This window comes from Fontimonas sp. FW305-C-3 (assembly GCF_058783185.1).
The window spans coordinates 773,503-788,291 of sequence record NZ_JBYSYK010000002.1 but is presented as its reverse complement, the minus strand read 5'-3'; the positions used below and the strand labels follow the sequence as shown (position 1 = coordinate 788,291).

The 14,789-nt window shown below is 65.0% G+C and carries 9 protein-coding genes, 1 tRNA gene and 1 pseudogene; 3 read left to right on the top strand and 8 right to left on the bottom strand.

Annotation, left to right across the window (positions count from 1 at the left end):
• The first annotated feature begins 87 nt into the window (after nt 1–87).
• Together AC3WUF_RS09935 and AC3WUF_RS09930 are read left to right on the top strand one after the other, a co-directional pair.
• A complete protein-coding gene (locus tag AC3WUF_RS09935; RefSeq protein WP_492424993.1) occupies nt 88–651 on the top strand; it encodes an HNH endonuclease in 564 nt (187 codons plus the stop codon).
• A 223-nt stretch (nt 652–874) separates the two neighbouring features.
• Nucleotides 875–3,127: a DUF1631 family protein gene (locus tag AC3WUF_RS09930; protein WP_492424991.1), complete on the top strand. Its 2,253-nt coding sequence runs from the start codon at nt 875–877 to the stop codon at nt 3,125–3,127.
• A gap of 59 nt (nt 3,128–3,186) precedes the next feature.
• On the opposite strand, the gene AC3WUF_RS09925 is transcribed toward AC3WUF_RS09930, so the two are convergent.
• Nucleotides 3,187–3,408 carry a hypothetical protein gene (locus AC3WUF_RS09925; protein ID WP_492424989.1) on the bottom strand — a complete coding sequence of 74 codons (222 nt, stop codon included), beginning with the start codon at nt 3,406–3,408 and terminating at the stop codon, nt 3,187–3,189.
• 161 nt (nt 3,409–3,569) lie between these two features.
• Nucleotides 3,570–5,759, bottom strand: a complete 2,190-nt coding sequence (locus tag AC3WUF_RS09920; protein ID WP_492424987.1) for a S8 family serine peptidase — start codon at nt 5,757–5,759, stop codon at nt 3,570–3,572.
• Nucleotides 5,760–5,844: 85 nt separating this feature from the next.
• Between AC3WUF_RS09920 and AC3WUF_RS09915 the strand changes: the two genes are divergently transcribed.
• Nucleotides 5,845–5,920, top strand: a tRNA-Ala gene (locus AC3WUF_RS09915).
• Nucleotides 5,921–6,034: 114 nt separating this feature from the next.
• Here the strand turns inward: AC3WUF_RS09915 and AC3WUF_RS09910 are convergent.
• The 6 genes and pseudogenes from AC3WUF_RS09910 to AC3WUF_RS09885 all read right to left on the bottom strand — a co-directional run bounded on the left by AC3WUF_RS09910 (nt 6,035) and on the right by AC3WUF_RS09885 (nt 14,765).
• Nucleotides 6,035–8,758, bottom strand: coding sequence for a winged helix-turn-helix domain-containing protein (locus tag AC3WUF_RS09910; protein ID WP_492424985.1), 2,724 nt, complete (start codon nt 8,756–8,758; stop codon nt 6,035–6,037).
• 47 nt (nt 8,759–8,805) lie between these two features.
• On the bottom strand, nt 8,806–10,188 hold the full coding sequence (locus AC3WUF_RS09905) for a WS/DGAT/MGAT family O-acyltransferase (protein WP_492424983.1): 1,383 nt from the start codon (nt 10,186–10,188) through the stop codon (nt 8,806–8,808).
• A gap of 2 nt (nt 10,189–10,190) precedes the next feature.
• The gene (locus AC3WUF_RS09900; RefSeq protein ID WP_492424981.1) at nt 10,191–10,958 is read right to left on the bottom strand and encodes a lysophospholipid acyltransferase family protein; all 768 of its coding nucleotides are present in this window, start codon (nt 10,956–10,958) and stop codon (nt 10,191–10,193) included.
• A 253-nt stretch (nt 10,959–11,211) separates the two neighbouring features.
• Nucleotides 11,212–12,813: pseudogene (gene choxAB, locus AC3WUF_RS09895) on the bottom strand (cholesterol oxidase); the annotation flags it as partial.
• 15 nt (nt 12,814–12,828) lie between these two features.
• A complete protein-coding gene (locus AC3WUF_RS09890) occupies nt 12,829–14,436 on the bottom strand; it encodes an AMP-binding protein (protein ID WP_492424979.1) in 1,608 nt (535 codons plus the stop codon).
• Nucleotides 14,433–14,765, bottom strand: coding sequence for a response regulator transcription factor (locus AC3WUF_RS09885; protein WP_492424977.1), 333 nt, complete (start codon nt 14,763–14,765; stop codon nt 14,433–14,435). Before AC3WUF_RS09885 ends, AC3WUF_RS09890 begins: the two co-directional genes overlap by 4 nt.
• Between the last annotated feature and the right edge of the window lie 24 nt (nt 14,766–14,789).

Genomic DNA, 14,789 nt, shown 5'->3' with positions numbered 1-14,789 from the left:
GACTCCGGTTGTCAGGATGTAATACAGTCCGGGTATATAGCAGCCCAGTAGCTGCGGGCTGGGGCACACGCGGAGGTTGAACTGGACGTGGACAGTTTTCCGACCATCCTCAAGATCGATTCCGGCGGTCGGCCGGTGTCATGGATTCCCTGGCAGGCCGCCGTGGTGCTGTACGCCCGGCAGCGGGTCTGCTGGGAGGCCGGTGAGCAGCGCTTTCTGATCCGCGGCGGCATCAATGCGCGGACCGGCCGGCAGTCCGAGATCCGCATCGGGTCGATCATTGCCGTCACCGACCGCTCGCGGCGCTTGCCGGGCATGGCCCCGGTACTCACCAACCGCACGCTGTTCGAGCGCGACGGCCATCTGTGCATGTATTGCGGGCGCCGCCTGCCGGCGGGCCAGCTGACGCGCGACCATGTCATGCCGGCGTCACGCGGCGGGCGTTCAATCTGGAAGAACTGCGTCACCGCCTGCAAGAGCTGCAACCAGCGCAAGGACGACCGTACCCCTGAGGAAGCCGGCATGCGCCTGCTGGCGGTGCCCTACATCCCCAATCATGCGGAATACCTGATTCTGTCGAACCGCCGCATCCTGGCCGACCAGATGGAGTTCCTCCAGGCCCATGCGCCGAGCCAGCGGCGGGCCGCCTAAGGGCCTGCGGCTGACCGTCGGACCGGCGGCATTCCACCGCTGAGGGAATTTCCGATAGGAAATTCACCTGAATGAGTGTCTAGTGACTTGAGTCGGATTAGGCATTTAGGTATACATCGTAATAAGAGTAGTAACATCGAACGACGGGCGGTCGGGCCGGGGGGCGACGAGAGTCGAACTGGCTTTATCGAGGGAGTCGGCAAGTAGCGGAACAGCATTCGGAATGTCAGTCACTGCCACATTGCACAGCGCGAAAAGCGAGTCCGCCGGGATCGGCGCGGCCGCGAAATCGGCTGCCAATCCGATTGTCACCGCGCTGCACCAGATGGCGGTTTCGGTGCTCGGCGAAAAGCTTCGCGAGATGTTCGACAAGGCCGACGACATCCTGTTCGATTCGGCCGAGAAGGCGCGCGCCGGCGACGAGCAGCGCCTGTACATGGACACGATGCGGATTGTTCGCGTCCAGCGCAGCAAGATCATCAAGGCCTTCGAAGATGCGCTGCAGCAGGCGCTGCGCGGCATCAGCGAGGACGGCTCCGGCGATCCGGAACTCAGCAAGCTCGACGACATGTCGCAGTGGTCGCTGCAGGACGGCGATGAGCTCGAGGAGCGCATCGCGGTCAGCAACATGCAGACCAAGGCCGCAAGCCTGCACGCGCATGAACTGGTCGAGCTGCAGCGGCGGCTCGCGCGGCTGGCCGATCTGGCCGGCGAAGGCGGCATGTCGCCCGAGTCGATGTCGCCGACACGCATCATCCGCGCGTTCCAGGACTCGATGCGCGATCTGTCGGTCGAGTTCCCGATCAAGCTGGTGATCTACAAGCTGTTCGACCGTGTCGTGGTCGGCCGGCTGTCCGAAGTCTTTGTCGGCGCCAATCAGCTGCTGGCGGTGCACGGCATCGAACCGTCCGCTTCCGCGGCGCAGGTGCCCGGCAAGAAGTTGCCGATGCCGCAGGGCCCGCATCAGGTCGGCGTACCGTCTTGGGCGATGGGCCTCGATAGCCGCAGCACGCAGGCTTTCCTGCCGCCGCAGGGTTATGGATCCTCCGCCGGCTACGCGCCTGCCGGAGCCGCCGCCGGCGGCAACTACGAAATGCCCGCCTGGGCTGCTGGCAGGCCGATGTCCTGGGCGCCGGCGCATGGGCAGCCGATGCAGCCGGGCGCTGGCGCGCCGGCCGGCATGTACAGCACTCAGCAGGCCGACGAGCAGATTGCGCACGAGATCGCGCACATCCTCGGCGACTACGCGCAGGGGCGCATGCCGCAGCGCCAGGACTGGATTCCGCCGGAGAACGTTGCCCTCGTGGCGCGGATGTTCGACGGCTATTACCGCGACGCGCGCCTCTCGGACGATCTCAAGCCGATGCTTGCGCGGCTGCAGGTGCCGGCAACCAAGGCCGCGCTCGCCGACAAGCGCTTCTTCGCCGATCCGCAGCATCCGGCGCGACGCACGATCAACGATCTGTTCGAGATGCTGCTGCAGTTCGGCAGCACCGATGCGCCGCCGCCGCAGATGCTCAACGAGGTTCAGGGCCTCGTCGATGCGGCGGCCCAGGCCTTCCATCTCGATCCGGCCAAGCTCAAGGCGGCGCGCCCGCCGACCGTCGACGAGCGCACCGCCGACGACTTCCTGCTCGAGCAGCAGAATCAGCAGCAGCGCAAGAACCGTTCGCGCATCGAGCGCGTGCGCCGCATCGTCTCGCATGAGCTGCGCCGCCGCATCGGCGAGCGGCCGATGGCGCAGGGCATCATGCGCCTGATGCTGTCCGGCTTCGGTCCGTTGCTGTGCCTGGACTACATCCGCAGCGGCATTGAAGGCGCGTCGTGGAACCAGACGATGGAGCTGGTCGATCGCGTACTCGCCAGCCTGCAGCGGCGCGCCGGCTCGGCCGATGTGCGTGCCGCCGAGGAAGCCGAGATCGTCGCATCGATTTCGCGGCGCCTGGCCGGTATCGGTTTCTCCGACGAGCGCCTCGAGGAAGTGATTTCCGGACTGCTGCAGGCCTATCTGGAGCAGGCCGAAGCGCCGTTCGTCGAAGCAGAACCTGCAGGTGTTGCTGCCGCGGCGGGCGAGTCTCCGGCGCCGTCGGTGCCGGCGGCAGAAGTCCGGTCGGTGCTTTCGCCGGCGCAGGAGCTGCAGGGGCTGCTGTCCATCCTGCTGGTGCCGGGCGGCTGGTTCACGGTCATGGACGCCGCCGCCGGGGTCAAGCACTGGGTCCGCGTGCGTGGCTACTACCCGACGCAGAACGCGGTCATGCTCGGCCACTACATGGAAGATCGTTACCTGCGCGTGCGCGCTACCGCGTTCGCGACCGATCTGGTCGAAGGCCGTGCGACGCCGATCGATTCTTCCAGCGATCTGCAGGGCGCGATTGCGCGCCTCGGCAATGTCGATTTCGAACGCGGCAGCGATCGCCTGATCTGGACCGGTGTCGACGGCAAGCCGGTGGACGGCGGCGCTTCAGCGCAAGCCTGAAGCGTAAAGACGGCGCCTCTGGGGCGCCGTCTTGATGAATCCAGACTGGAAATCCGATCCTAGAGATCGACGTCCAGATCGTCGTCGACCAGACGACGCAGCAAACGCTCTTCCTTGTACTTCTCGACGTCGCGCCAGTCGCGCGATTTGTCGTCGGCGGCGGCCACCGCCTCATCGACGTTGAAGGTGTCGTCCTCTACGGCTTCGGCGTCATCGACGAACTCGTCGAAGGCCTTGGGGGCTTCTGCTTGCGGCTGCGGCTTCTTCGGTTTGCGCGGCATTGGCTCTGCTTCCTGGGCGAGTGACTAAGAACAACGCCACCCTTTCGCGCGCGTTTTTATCAGGCTTTTTCGAAGACGGGAAGGGCTTTCAACAAAACCTTCAAAAACAATCTTGTGCATGCCAGTTTCAGGTCTCGTTCCGGACTTCTGCGCAGCCGGAGTCACTGACGACGCCGGCGCCACAGCGCGGCGGCCAGCAAACCGGCGGCGCTGAGCGGACTGAACGGCCCGCCACCACCACCGTCGCCACTGCCGCCCTCTTCAAGATCGGCCGACACCGAATACTCCAGCGACTCGGTCAGGCCGAAATTGACGACGGTGATGTAGTAAGTGCCGACCTTCGGGTTGTCGATGCTGATGAACTCGTCGCCGCCTTCGTCGGCGCTGACCAGGGCGTCCTCGTCGACGTAGAAGGTCGGAGCATCGTCCGGATTGGCGCCCAGATCGATGTCGTATTCGGCAGGGCGCGCATATTTGACGAGTAGATCGATATCGACGCCTTCCTCATCAGCCGCATCGGTGCGGATGACCAGGCGCTCGCCGCGCCGCGGCGGGCTGTCGATATTGACGTGGTAGGTGTGGAACTCGTCGTGCAGGCCGGTCGACAGGGTTTCGTCGACGCTGCTGTTGAGCTCCAGCTGCGCCAGTTCGAGCTGGAACGGCCGGCGTGCCAGGTAGCCGCCATCCGCCGTCAGGCGTACTGCGAAGGGCAGATCGCTATAAGCCGTTGCTGGGTTGCCGACCTGGATCGTGAAACGTACGGTTGCCGTGCCGCCCTTCGCGATGCTGGTGATCTCGGCGCTGCCATCGACGATGTCGATGATCGACGGCGCGATCAGCTCGGCCTCGACATTGGTCGCGGCGAGCCAGAGATTTTCGAGGGTGACTTCGATCTCCAGCGTCTCGCCCGGGTCCAGACGCTCGTTGCCATCATCGAGCAGGCGCAACTTGTTGATGACCAGCGACGGCCGCGGCGTCAGCGCCAGGCTGTTCGCGGCATCGACGCGGCCACCGGCGCTGAGGTTCTCGGCGTCGCCGTCCGCCGCGCCGGGTTCGGCGCCTTCGATCAGGCGAGCCTTGAGTTCGCGGTAGTCGGCATTCGGATATGCCGCCTTGAGCAGCGCGGCAATGCCGGCAACGTGGGGCGCGGAGAATGAGGTGCCATTGACGCCGCAGCTGCCGTTTTCCTCGTTGCAGGTTTCTCCGGTCACGTACTCGCCGTCAATGGCGGTCGTGACGATCTGCAGGCCTGGTGCCGCGACATCGGTGCTCAATGGACCGTATTGGCTGAAGCTGGCGATATTGTCCTGACGATTGGTCGCCGCGACGGAGACGATGTTCGACAAGTCGTAGTTCGCCGGATAGGCAGCGACGGAATAGTCGAGATTGGAATTGAAGTTGCCGGCCGAGGTGACGAACAGGATGCCGGCGTCGCGCAAGCGGGTGAGTGCCTGCAGTTCGGAGTTCAGGAAGCTCGGGCCGCCGTAGCTCGCGTTGACGATCTGCGCGCCGTTTTCCAGCGCGTAGTCGTAGGCGTCGAGAATCGCGGCGCTGCTGAGCTCGGCGTCACCGTCGCTGTTGATGTCGCCGATGCGCAGCGGCATCATGCTCGCGTTCCAGACGATGCCGGCAATGCCGATGCCGTTGTCGCCGACGGCGCCCAGGCTGCCCGCGACGAGGGTGCCGTGGTCCAGCTTGTCGTCGTCGTAGCTGGGATCGTTATCGTCGTTGACCAGATCGCGGCCCTGGACGAAGTTTGCGGCCAGATCCGGGTGGGTCAGGTCGAACGCGTCGTCGATGATGGCGACAATCACATTGCGGTTGCCGACGCGCTCGAAGGTCCCGTTGTCATCGGCGTCCCAGGCGGCGAGCATGTTCATGTCCGCGCCGGGGATGCTGCCGAAGCCCGGCTGCCCCGGCTCGGTCTCGACGAAGTTGGGCTGGCCGGTGCTGCGCAGACCCCACTGGACGGGGAAGAGCGGGTCGTTCGGATTGCGCCGCGCACGGGTGTGGCGGAGGTAATTGGGTTCGGCAAAAGCGACTGTCGGATCGGCCTGCAGCAAGGCAAGCATCGAGCGCATGTCGCTGATCGCCGGCAGCTTGAGCAACTGCGTGCGGCCGTCGCGCAGGTCGCGCTTCTTGGCGAGGCCCAGGCTGAGCTGCCTGCTCTTTGCCTGCGCGGCTTCGGCGCCGGAGCGATATTGCACCAGCACTTCCCCGGGTACATACAGCGGCGCCTGCTGATAGCGGACGGCGAAGGCCTGCGGGGCTGCCAGCAGCAGCGCCAGCCCGGCAGCGAAGGCGCTTGCGGCATGGCGGCGAACCGGCATCGGGATATGAAGTGCTTGCATGGGGGAATCCTCAAGTCTTGTCGGCTGCCGGGTAGCGCGCCGCTGGCGTTTTTTAGGCCTTTGCGTAGAATACGCTTCCTCGCGTGGGGCGGTAGCTCAGCTGGGAGAGCGCTGCGTTCGCAATGCAGAGGTCGAGGGTTCGATCCCCTTTCGCTCCACCATCGCGATTCTGGACACTGACACGGTACGCAACGCCGTTCAGCGACAAGGTTCACAAAAAAGCCCGTCTTCGTGACGGGTTTTTTTGTGGACGGCATCCGGCGCTGGCTTTCGTCTCAGAGCAATTTCAGCGCCCGCGCCTTGACCAGCGCTCCGGAGCGATTCTTGGTGCCCAACTTGCCGTAGATGTTGTGCAGGTGCCAGCGCAGGGTGCCTTCGGAGATGAAGATCGACTCGGCGATCTCGCGATTGCTCATTCCCGACTCCAGATGCTTGAGCAGGCTGATCTCGCGCCGCGTCAGTTCACCGAATGTTTCCGCCGCCGGGCTTCCCTGCGCTGCATCCGCAGTCGCGGTCTGTGCCCGCTTCTGATGCGCGCGATGCAGGCGGCGTGCGAACGGCGCGGCCTCGCTGAATCGGTCCGCCGCGGCGACCATCTGTTCGAACAGAGGCCCCAGCGCTTCGCCTTCGTCGAGGTAGGTGCGCAGATACTGGCGCGGTGCCGCGATCAGCAGCGCTTCATTGAGACAGGCCAGCGCCTGGGCGAGATCGCCGTTGAGTTTGTGCGCCACCGCCTTGAGCCCGAGCAGCTCCGCCCAGCGATGATGCAGGCCAAGCGACGCGCTGTGTTCGATCGCCGGCGTCAGCGCCTGCAAGGCCTGTTCGGGACTGTCGCGCAGGCCGATGCGCACGGCGATGCGTGAGGCCTTGTCGGCAATCAGGCCGGACATGTTGCCGCCGGTTTCGCCGAGGATGCCGCAACGGTGCGCAACCTCGCGCGCTTCGTCATAGCGTCCCTGACGGCCGAGCCAGGTGCATTCTTCGGTTGCCAGCGTGACGACGACGCGCGGCAGTTCGCGGCGGCGGCCGAGCGTCTGGCCTTCTTGCAGGATGGCGTAGGCCGAGCTTGCATCGTGCTGCAGCATCTGCAGGCGCGCACGCGTCAGGTAGGCGAGGATCACGGCGTCGGCCGGTCCGTAATCCTGGACGCTGTGCATGGCCTGCTCGATATGCGCCTGCGCTTGATCCGGTTCGTCGAATTCATAGGCCACCGCCGCGAGCGCCGTATGCAAGAGGCTGGTATGGCCGCGATGGCCGTTGAGCTGACGCTCGATCATGTCGAGACCGGACTGGCAGACCTGGCGCGCTTCGCGGTAGTCGCCGCGTTTCAGGTTCAGCATCGCTTCGACGAAGACGTTCCAGGCGAGTCCGTAGTAACCCTCGGCCTGCTCGTGCCATTGCCGGCCTTGCGCGGCGACGGCGAGGCCGGTCGCCAGATCGCTGGCGGTCTTGTGGCCGAAGGCGAGCGCGTTGGCGATATGCCCCTTCTGCACCGCGGGCGCGTCGGGCCAGTGTTCGACCCAGGCCTGCGCGCGTTCGCGCGCGACCATGCCTTCGTCGCGCAGCGCATGTGAGATCGCGACCTGCAGTTCCATCGCGCAACGAATGCCGGCAATCGCCTGCAGGTCCGGCCGCTTCGCCTTCTCGAGACGCTCGACGATCTTGCCGAGCCGGTGCAGCTGCGCCTCGACTTCGCGCTGGCGCGGATCGAAGGCCAGCGTGAATGCGTAGTTGATGCGGATCGTCGGAAACTGGTCGACCCATTCTTCCGGCAATTCCTGCATCCAGTGCATCAGCGTCTGGTGGTAACCGCGCCGGTGGATCATTTCCTCGACCGTAGCGGCGACCCAGTCCGCAGCCAGCGCCCAGGCTTTTGCGCGCAGCGCGCCATTGATGGCTTCTTCGACGTAGCCGTGCTCGAACAACCAGTGAGCGCCGGCAATCAGGGTCGACTGGCTCTCCGACGGCGCGGTGCGACGCGCGTGCTCGCGGAAGAAATGCCCGACCAGATGATGGAAGCGGAACCACTCGCCGTGGCGGTCGAGCGGAATCAGGAACAGGTTGCGCGCCTGCAGTTCCGCGAGCAGCCGCGCCGCATCGGGTGCGTTGCTGACGCGCGCCGCGAGCGCGGCATTGACGCGATCGAACTGCGCGATGCGCTCGACGAAGCTGCGCAGCTCCTCGTCGAGCCCGGCCAGCACGACTTCGCCGAGGTAGTCGACGACGCTGACGTCGGTGCCGGTCAGCTGTTCGATCAGTGCGCTGCGCCGGGTCGGCGTCTGCAGCGCGGCGGCGACCAGTTCGAGCGCGGCAGGCCAGCCCTCGGTTTTCTCCATCAGCTGCCGGATGTCGTCGGCCGACAGCGCCTCGCCGAGGCGGATCTCGAAGAACTGATGGGCTTCCTCGGCGCTGAATTCGAGATCGCGAACGCCGAGCTCCAGCAGCCGGCGCCGCACACGCAGACCACCGAGCTGCAGCTTCGGCGCCAGACGGCTGCCGAGTACGTACTGCAGCTGGCGCGGCGAGTAGTTGATCAGCCAGTGCAGGACTTCGAGCACCTCCGGCTGCTCGACGAAATGCAGATCGTCGATAAACAGGATGGCGCGACTGGCGACACGACCCAGATCGGCGGCCAGCGATTCGAGCAGAGGCATGATGCTGTCGCGTGAGCCGGTCAGCTGCGCCAGCACGTCGTGGCCGATATCGCCATGGATGTTCTGGAAGGCCGCGACGAGGTAACGCAGGAAACGTGCGGTGTCGTTGTCGTCGGGGTCGAGCGACAGCCAGGCGCAATGGACGCCGTCGGCCATCAAGGCCTCGTGCCAGCGCGCCATCACCACGGACTTTCCGTAGCCAGCGGGGGCGCAGATTAGTGCCACGCCAGCACTGCCATCGGCGAGTGCCGGCGGAGGGTCGAGTTGCGCGCGGCGCAGGGGCTGCCCTGTGCCAATGCCCGGATAGAGCTTGGCTTCAATGAGGCTGGCTGCACGCTTGCGCATCGCTGTCATCGCTCGACCGATCCCCCGCGGAGCCGGAATCTTAGTGTTTATGGTGGATGGGCGAAAACCTGCTCCAGCTCAGTGAGCGCTTCACTGGCGTAAACCGCGATGCGTTGCAGGCTCGGCAGACGATCGCGGCTGCCGGTGAAGCCGACATTGAGCTTGCCGGCGTAACTGACGCAAGTGATGTTGAGCGCGAGGCCCTGGATCGGAATTGAGATCGGATACAGCGCCTCCATCCGGGCTTTCCCCAGGTAGAGTGGTCGGTCCGGCCCTGGCACATTGGAGATCACAACGTTCATCGGCGGCTTGATGCTGGCGCCGAGTCCGGAGACGAGAACGGCAACGGCAGGCACGAAGGCAAGGGTGGCGAATGGAAGGCGCGCAGCCGGCGGCAGCGAGTTCAAGTGTTCCTTCCAGGCGGCCATCGATGCGCGGATGCCTCTGATCCGCTCGCGCGGATCGGCGATTTCGGTGCCCAAAGCCGCCCACAGGAAGCCAACGGCGTTGCCGCCATGATCGCCTGTGCTGCGCATGTTCATCGGTACGCCGGCGGTGAGACTGGTTTCGGGCAAGGCATCGTTGGCGAGCAGGTGGCGTCGTAGCGCCGCACTGCAGACCGCGAGAAACACGTCGTTGACCGACACGCCTGCAAGCTTCGCGACGCGCTTGACGTCAGCGAGTTCCAGTTGCTGGGTCGCGATGCGCCGGGCACCAGTGACCCGGCCATTGAGCAGCACGGAGTAGGGCGCTTCAAACGGGCGAGTCACCGCAGTCGCGCCGGATTTACGCACGAACAATGGCTTGAACGCACGTGGCATGTCCTTGGCCCAGCTCAGTGGCCTGGAACGAGCCTTTTCCTGCTCGCTCTCTGGTGCCGGCTTCGCTGCGCTTTCGCGCCGCTCCCACGGGGGTGCCAGCATGGCGCTGGCCTTCTCGCCGAGGCAGGCGCAGATCATCCGTGCCCCCTTTACCCCATCGGTCAGTGCGTGGTGGATCTTGATGTAGATCGCAAACTGATTGTCGTGCAGACCCTCGATGATGTGACAGGTCCATAGCGGTCGCGTGCGATCAAGCGGCTGGCTGTGCAGGTGCGAGATCAGCTCGCCCAGCTCGCGTTCACCGCCCGGATCTGGCAGTGCAGAGTGTCGAACGTGATAGTGAAAGTCGACGTCGTCCGCCTCCTGCATTGCCGGCAGCAGGCGGGCCAGCGGAACTGCCGCCAGCTTCAGGTTCCACGGTGCGGCCAGAGCGCCGGGTGTGCGATAGCGCTGGACGATCGACTTGACGAAGTCTGCCGGCGCCTTCTTCGGCAGCGAGAAAATCTGCAATGCGCCGACATGCATCGGCGTATCGCGGGTTTCCATGCTCAGGAAGCTGGCGTCCAGTATCGACAGACGTTGCGCGGCGGAAGGGGCGGTGGTCTGCATGTTCAGCCGATGATCGGTAGCCGTCTCTGGCCAGCCAGCCTGGCGACACCTTCGGTGATGCGTTGTTGCACGAGTTCGTAAATCTCGTTGACGTAGGCGTCGTCCTTGGCGCGTGCCGGATTCCTGTCGACGTGGATGGGCTCAAGAAACTCGTTGGTGATCTTGGAAGGCAGCGGCACATGCGTCGGCAGTACTTCGGGCCAGATGCCGAACGGGAAGCCAGCGACGATCGGCACAGTGTCCGCGCGCAGGAAGCGCTTGAAGCCGAGCACCTTGGCGAGCCAGCGGCCTTCCGACAGCACGAATACGGTCTCAGTGCCGCCGACCGTCGCGACCGGCACGATCGGTACGCCGGACAGGATGGCTTGCTTGACGAAGCCGCGGCGTCCGCCGAAATGGACTTCGTGGCGCTTCCTCCAGCTACGCATCGCATCGAGTTCGCCACCCGGCCAGACGACGACGCTGTTGCCGGCCGCCAGTGCCGCAGTCACCGTTTCGCGCGAGGCCGGGATCACGCCGACCTTCTTGAAGAAGGGGCCGAGGCCGGGCATCGCCATCAGGGCGTCGTGCGCGGTGCCGTGCAGCAGGCGCGTCTCGCCGAACTGGCGCCACCAAGAGAAGACCAAGGACCAGGCATCCATCGTCAACCAGGTGCCCGAGTGGATGCCGATGACCAGGCAGGGTCCCTCGGGCAGACGCTCCCAGCCGCGATTGTCGACGCGGAAATACTTGTCGAGCGCAAAGTCGACCGCCTTCTTGATCTTCTTCATGTAGGCCGGATCGGCGCCGCGCAGGGTCCAGCCGGACTTGGCCAGATCGCCAAGCGCGCCGCGCACCGCCTTGGCGGCGATGTCTTCGCCGGCTGCGGCAATGGCGGCGGCGGGCGCCGGCTTGGGTCTGGCGGATTTGCCGGTGCTCGGTTTGCGCACGGCCTTTTTCACCGCCGTCTTCTTGGCGCTTGCACTCGGGGACTTCTTGCTCATACGGGAACTCCGATGGGGGTATCGGGGCGCGGCATGAATCCGCCGCGGGGATGAAGGACATCGCGCGTTCTGCGAGCGCGGTGATGGTCAGGCTCGGGTTGACGCCGAGATTGGCGGCGAGCATCGAGCCGTCGACGACGTAGAGGTTTTGATAGTTGAAGACACGGTTCTGCGCATCGATGACGCCATGGTCGGCCGATGCGCCCATTGCGCAGCCGCCCATGCAATGCGCGGTCATCGGCACGTTGAAGAGGATCTCGGTGATCGTGCTCAGGCCGATGCCGCCGGTGGCTTTGGCGGCCTTTTCGGTGAAGGCATTGGCCTCCGGAATGAAGGTTGGAATGCGCTCGCCATGCGTCGTCAGCGTCTTGCCGAACGGCCAGTACCAGGGCCGCGTCCAGCGCATGTTGAGATGGCCTTCGAGCGTCTGCATGACCAGGAAGATCACCGTCTCGCTGGACCAGCGATAGGGCAGCGCATTGCGGATCGTCGCCAGCGGCCGCGTGACGAACAGCTTGAGGATCGCCAGCAGCCAGCTGGCGATGCGCGACGGACCGGGACGGCCGCCGGTCAGCACGGTGAACAGGCCCTTCATCAGGTTCGAGCCCTGCGGATAGCGCACCGCCTCGATGTGCGTGTGCTCGTCGATGTAGATGCCCGAGCCGATCGCGATGCCCTTGGACATGTCGGCGGTCGAGCCCGGATAGCGCACGCCAAGGATCGATTCGGCATTGGTGCGCACGCGCTTGCCGAGTTCATCGGAGATGTTCGGCAGCGAACCGCCAGTCTTCAGGCGGAACAGCAGTTCCTGTGTACCGAGCGAAGAGGCGGCGAAGATCACGTTGCGCGCGGTGATCCGCGTGCGCTGCCGCAATAGGCGCGCGAACGTCGGCTCGGTGAAGATTTCGTAGCCATCGGCGCCATCGCTGCGTCCATTGAGCGGACGTACATCGACGACGCGCGTCTGCGCGCGAACTTCGGCGCCGCGCTTCTCGGCGAGATACAGATAATTCTGGTCGAGCGAGTTCTTCGCGCCGTGCCGGCAGCCGACCATGCAGCCGCCGCAGGCCATGCAGGATTTGCGCGCCGGACCTTCGCCGTCGAAATAGGGGTCCGGATAAGCCGTGCCGGGCTTGTCGCCGTCCTTGCCGAAGAACACGCCGACGTCGGTGTAGTAGAAGCTGTCCGCCACGCCGACGGCTTCGGCCATCTGTTTCAGGCGCGCATCGGCCGGGCCCGGCCGGCGGTTCTGCGTGACGCCGAGCATGCGCTTGGCCGTCTCGTAGTGCGCCGGCATGCGGGCATCCCAATCGTCGAGGCCGGTCCAACTGCCGTCGTGCCAGACCGACTTCGGCGGCACCAGCAAGGTCTGCGCATAGGTGATCGAGCCGCCGCCGACTGCGTTACCGTGCAAGATCATCACGTGGCGGAACAGGCGCAGGCTCAGAAAGCCGCGCAAGCCGAGCAGCGGCTGCCACAGGTAGTCCCAGAACTTCCAGTTCGTCGCCGGCAGATTGTCCGGCGTCCAGCGCCGGCCCTGCTCGACGACAGCAACCTTGTAGCCCTTCTCGCTGAGGCGGAAAGCGGACACGCTCCCGCCGAAACCTGATCCGACGATCAGGTAGTCGTAGTCGTACTTCATGGCTTGCTCCGCGAGCTAGCTGCGCAATTCGCGACGGAGAATCTTGCCGACCGGAGACTTCGGCAGTTCAGACAGGAACTCGATATGGCGTGGAACCTTGTAGGCCGTGAGGTTCTGCCGACAATGTTCCATCAGCCCCTGTTCGGTCAGCGCCGCATTGCGCTTGACGACGAATACCTTCACCGCTTCGCCGCTTTTTTCGTCCGGGACGCCGATGCAGGCCGATTCGAGGACGTCCGGATGCTCGGCGCACACGGCTTCGATCTCGTTCGGATAAACGTTGAAGCCCGACACCAGCACCATGTCCTTCTTGCGATCGACGATGTGGAAGTAGCCGTCGTCGTCCTGCATCGCCATGTCGCCGGTGCGGAAAAAGCCGTCGGTCGTGAAGGCCTGCAGATTTTCTTCCGGCTTGTTCCAGTAACCGCGCATGACCTGCGGACCGCGTGCGCAGAGTTCGCCGGCTTCGCCGGATGCGACTTCGCGGCCGTTGTCGTCGCGGATCGAAATCTCGGTCGACGGCAGCGGCAGGCCGATGCCGGGGCGGAACTCGTCGACGTCGATGCGATTCACCGTCAGCACCGGCGAGGTCTCCGACAGGCCATAGCCTTCGACCAGTTTTTTACCGGTGACTTCCGCCCAGCGTCTTGCAACCGCCGGCTGCACCGCGGCGCCGCCACCCATCGCCAGGCGCAGTTGACCGAAATCCAGATCGGCGAAGCCCGGCGTGCTGAGCAGGCCGTTGAACAGCGTGTTGACGCCGGTGATCATGCTGAAGCCTTCCTGGCGCAGGGTCTGCACCATCGCCGGCAGATCGCGCGCGTTGGCGATCAGCACGTTCCTGCCGCCCAGGCGGATGAAGCTGAGCAGGTTCACCATCAACGCGAAGATGTGATAGATCGGCAACGCGGTGATGACCACCTCGCGTCCCGGTTGCGCCGCGTTGCCGAGCCAGGTCGTGAACTGTTCGATGTTCGACAGCATGTTGCCGTGCGTCAGTTCAGCGCCCTTGGAGGGGCCGGTCGTGCCGCCGGTGTATTGCAGGATGGCGGTGTCGCTGTGACGCTGCTTTCGCGCAGGCAGCAGGCTCTGGGTCGACAGCGCGGTGTTCAGCGTCGTCGCACCGCTGTGGTCGTAGCTGTCGCGCCCGATCTGCGGCAGGCCTTCCATCGGCACGCTGATGACGGTATCGACTGCGGTATCGGCAAGCACCGCATTGACCGTCGCCAGGAAGGGCTCCGCGACGATGATCGCGCGCGCCCCGGAGTCGCGCAGCTGGTGCTTGAGTTCGCGCGGCGTGTACAGCGGATTGACGTTGACGATCACGCAGCCGGCCCGCAGCACGCCACCGATGCCGATCGGGTAGGCGAGCAGGTTCGGCATCATCAGCGCGACGCGCTCGCCGGCGGCGAGGCTGAGGTCCACCGCGAGGAAGGCCGCCAACCGTTCGCTGAGACGATCGAGCTGCGCATAGCTCAGGGTATGCGCGCCGCCGACCAGGGCGATGCGGTCGGCGTGCGTGACGCAGGCTTCCGTCATCAGCTCGCCGAGGCTGTGATGGCGCGGTGTCGCGATGCTCTCCGGCATGCCCGGCGGATAACTGGCCAGCCAGCGCTTCTTCACGACGGCAGCCCTTCAGGACCGAAGCCGCGGATGTCGTCCGACTTCAGCATGCCCAGCTCCAGCGCCGCGCTGACGGCCTGCATGCGTGTTTTCACCGCGAACTTCGAGTACACGTTCTTGAGGTGAAATTTCACCGTGTTCTCGGAGACGCACAGCTTGCGGGCGATTTCCTTGTTCGACGAGCCATGCGCCAGACAGTCGAGGAAATGCCGCTCGCGATCGGTCAGCGGTTCGATCAGGCGGCGATCGGCGGCCGCTGCATTGACCTGCCAATGGCCGTGGATCGGGGACTCCGCGTTTCGGGTGCCAGCAAGATGACCGCTGTCCATATCCGTATCTCCTCGTCTCTGTGT